This is a genomic window from Streptomyces sp. NPDC052052, assembly GCF_040680455.1.
GTDB lineage: Bacteria > Actinomycetota > Actinomycetes > Streptomycetales > Streptomycetaceae > Streptomyces.
The window spans coordinates 1-3,336 of record NZ_JBFAWU010000055.1 but is presented as its reverse complement, the minus strand read 5'-3'; the positions used below and the strand labels follow the sequence as shown (position 1 = coordinate 3,336).

Here is a 3,336-nt window from a genome sequence, read left to right as displayed (position 1 = left end):
TTCTGCGCGTCGGAGAGCCGCTCCAGGACAAGCATGCCCACACCCTCGCCCCAGCCCGTTCCGTCCGCGGCGGCGGAGAACGCCTTGCACCGGCCGTCGGGCGCCATTCCGCGCTGCCTGCTGAACTCGATGAAGACGCTCGGCGTCGCCATGACGGTGACGCCGCCCGCGAGTGCGAGCGAGCACTCGCCCTGGCGCAGCGCCTGCGCCGCCAGATGCAGCGCCACCAGCGACGACGAGCACGCCGTGTCCACCGTCACCGCGGGACCCTCGAAGCCGAAGGTGTACGCGACGCGCCCGGTGGCGACACTGCCCCGGCTGCCGTTGCCCAGATAGCCCTCGAAGCCTTCCGGGGGGCTGTGCAGGCGCGAGCCGTAGTCGTCGTACATCACGCCGGCGAACACACCGGTGCTGCTGCCGCGCAGGCTGGCCGGGTCGATACCGGCCCGCTCGATGGCTTCCCAGGACGTCTCGAGGAGCAGCCGCTGTTGCGGGTCCATCGCCAGGGCTTCACGGGGGCTGATGCCGAAGAACTCCGCGTCGAAGCCGTCGGCATCGTAGAGGAAGCCGCCCTCCCTCGCGTACGTGGTGCCCTCGCGGTCGGGGTCGGGGTGGTAGAGGCGCTCCGCGTCCCAGCCGCGCCCCTCGGGGAACTCCCCCACCGCGTCGATGCCATCGGACACGACGCGCCACAGGTCCTCGGGCGAGCCGACGCCACCGGGGTAGCGGCAGCCCATGGCGATGATCGCGATCGGGCCGTCGACGGGCGCCCCGGCCCGCGGTCCGGCCACGGGGACCGGGGACGCGGTCGTGCCGCCACCCACACGCTCGGCAAGGAGAGCCACGACTGCGTCGGGCGTCGGGTGGTCGAAGACGAGGGTGGCGGGGAGCCGGAGGCCGGTGGCCGCGTTCAGGCGATTGCGTAATTCGACGGAGATCAGCGAGTCGAAGCCCGCATCCTTGAAGCTGCGCGCTCCGTCGACGGCTCCGGCATCAGCGTGCCCGAGGACCGTGGCGACCTGTGTACGGACCAGGTCCCGCAGCGCGGCTGTCCGTTCCCTCCCCGGAAGCGCGGCAATGCGCTCCGCCCAGGAGGCCCCGCCCGCCGCGGTGACGGTCGCCGCGGCACGGCGCGCGGGGGCGCGGACGAGGCCGCTTAGCACGGCAGGCAGCAGCCCGGAGCCTGCCTGCGCCCGCAGCGCCTGCCGGTCCAGCCTCGCCGGTACGAGAACGGCCTCGTCGGCGGTGAGCGCAGCGTCGAGCAGGGCGAGGCCCTGCTGCGCGGTCATCGGCGCGATACCGCCGCGCGACATCCGCGCGAGGTCGGCCGCGTCCAGGTGACCGGTCATGCCAGTGGCCTGGCCCCACAGTCCCCAGGCGAGGGAGGTCGCGGACAGACCGTGGGCGCGGCGGTGCTGGGCGAGGGCGTCCAGGAAGCCGTTGGCGGCCGTGTAGTTGGCCTGCCCCGCGTTGCCGAGTGTCGCCGTCACCGAAGAGAAGAGCACGAAGGCAGCCAGGTCCAGGTCGCTGGTGAGCTCGTGGAGGTGCCAGGCCGCGTCCGCCTTCGGGCGCAGCACGGCGTCGAACCGCTCGGGGGTGAGGCTGCCGAGCGTGCCGTCGTCGAGGGTGCCCGCGGCGTGGAACACGGCGGTGAGGGGGTGTTCGGCGGGGATGTCCGCGAGGAGTGCCGCCACCGCGTCGCGGTCGGCGACGTCGCAGGCGGTGATAGTCACCTCCGCTCCCAGCGCGGCAAGTTCGGCCGTCAGACTGTCCGCGCCGGGGGCGTCGCCGCCCCGCCGACTGGCCAGCAGGAGCCGGGTGGCCCCGTGCCTGGTCACGAGGTGCCGGGCGACCAGGCCGCCGAGGGTGCCGGACGCCCCGGTGATCAGGACGGTGCCGCCGGACAGCACTCCGTCCGGGTCCTGAGGCTCCTCAGGAGTCCCCCCGGCAGACTGCGGCTGTACCCGGACGAGCCGGGGGAGGTATGCCCTGCCGTCCCGCAGAGCGAGTTCGGGCTCCGTGTCCGCCGCAAGGTGTGCCAACAGGGCGGCCGGGGACGCCTCATGCATGTCGATGTCGGCGAGGGTGATCCTGTCGGGCTGTTCGGCGCGCACGCTCCTGGCGAGGCCCCACACGGCGGCGACGGCCGGGTCGGGGGTGTCCGCTTCGGGACGCACGGCCGCACCGCCGCGGGTCACGAGGACCAGCCGGGTGCCGGCAAGGGCGTCCGCACCGGCCCACTGCTGGATCTCGGCGAGCACCCGGTGGACGACCGCCCGAACCGCTGCGGGCGCGTCGGTGCCCTCGGTGGTCCGGTCGACGGCCAGCAGGACGATGTCCGGTGCCCGCGCTCCCGCCTCGACGGCGGTGCGCAGCGCGGCAGCGTCCGGGTGGACGACGACGGTGGCCTCCATGGCCCGTACGGCGGCGATCAGGTCGGCGGTGAGGGGCCCGTCTACGCCGATCAGGGACCAGCCGGGCAAGACTCCTACTGGACCTGCCGCGGGGGTTCCGGTCCACTCCAGCGCATACAGGGAGTCGGTCGTCGCTGGGACGGCGACGGTTCCGCCGGGGACGGGACGCAGCGCGAGCGAGGCGACCGAGGCGACCGGCCGTCCCTCGGCGTCGGCGACGGCGAGCGCGAGGGTGTGGGGGCCCAGCGGGGTCAGACGCACCCGGAGCACCGTCGCACCGGTCGCATACAGCCGTACCCCCGACCAGACGAAGGGCAGCCGCGGCACGCCGTCACCGGTGCCGTCGGGCCCCTCCCCGACCGGAAGGAGCCCCGCGTGCAGGGAGGCATCCAGGAGAGCGGGATGCAGACCGAACCCGGCGGCGGAAGCCTGCTGTTCGTCGGTGAGCAGCACCTCGGCGTAGGTCGCCTCCGCGGTGCGCCATGCGGCCCGTACCCCCTGGAAAGCCGGCCCGTAGTCGTATCCGCGCTCGGCGAGCTGGGCATACAGCGTATCGACGTCCACGGGGCGCGCGCCGACCGGGGGCCAGGCCCGTAGTTCGTCCGGTGCCGCAGCCGCCGCAGGCCCGGCGGGCGCGAGGAGGCCGGTGGCGTGCCGGGTCCAGGGGGCGGTTTCGTCGCCGTCCTCCGCGTCCGATCGCGCGTGCACGCTCACGCAACGACGGCCTGCTTCGTCCGCGGCTTCCACGCTCACCTGGAGCCGCACCGTATCACCGGGGCCGAGCAGCAGCGGGACCTCGAGGGTGAGCTCGACCAGCTCGTCGCAGTCGAGTTGGCCGCCTGCGTGGAGGGCGAGGTCGACGAAGGCGGTCCCGGGCAGCAGCACCGTCCCGGTCACCGCGTGATCCCCCAGCCACGGCTGC

1 protein-coding gene is annotated in these 3,336 nt (G+C 74.1%); it reads right to left on the bottom strand.

Annotation, left to right across the window (positions count from 1 at the left end; translation table 11 throughout):
- On the bottom strand, nt 1-3,311 hold a 3,311-nt coding region (locus AB0L71_RS32600; RefSeq protein ID WP_365250343.1), incomplete at its 3' end, for a type I polyketide synthase.
- Nucleotides 3,312-3,336: the final 25 nt, after the last annotated feature.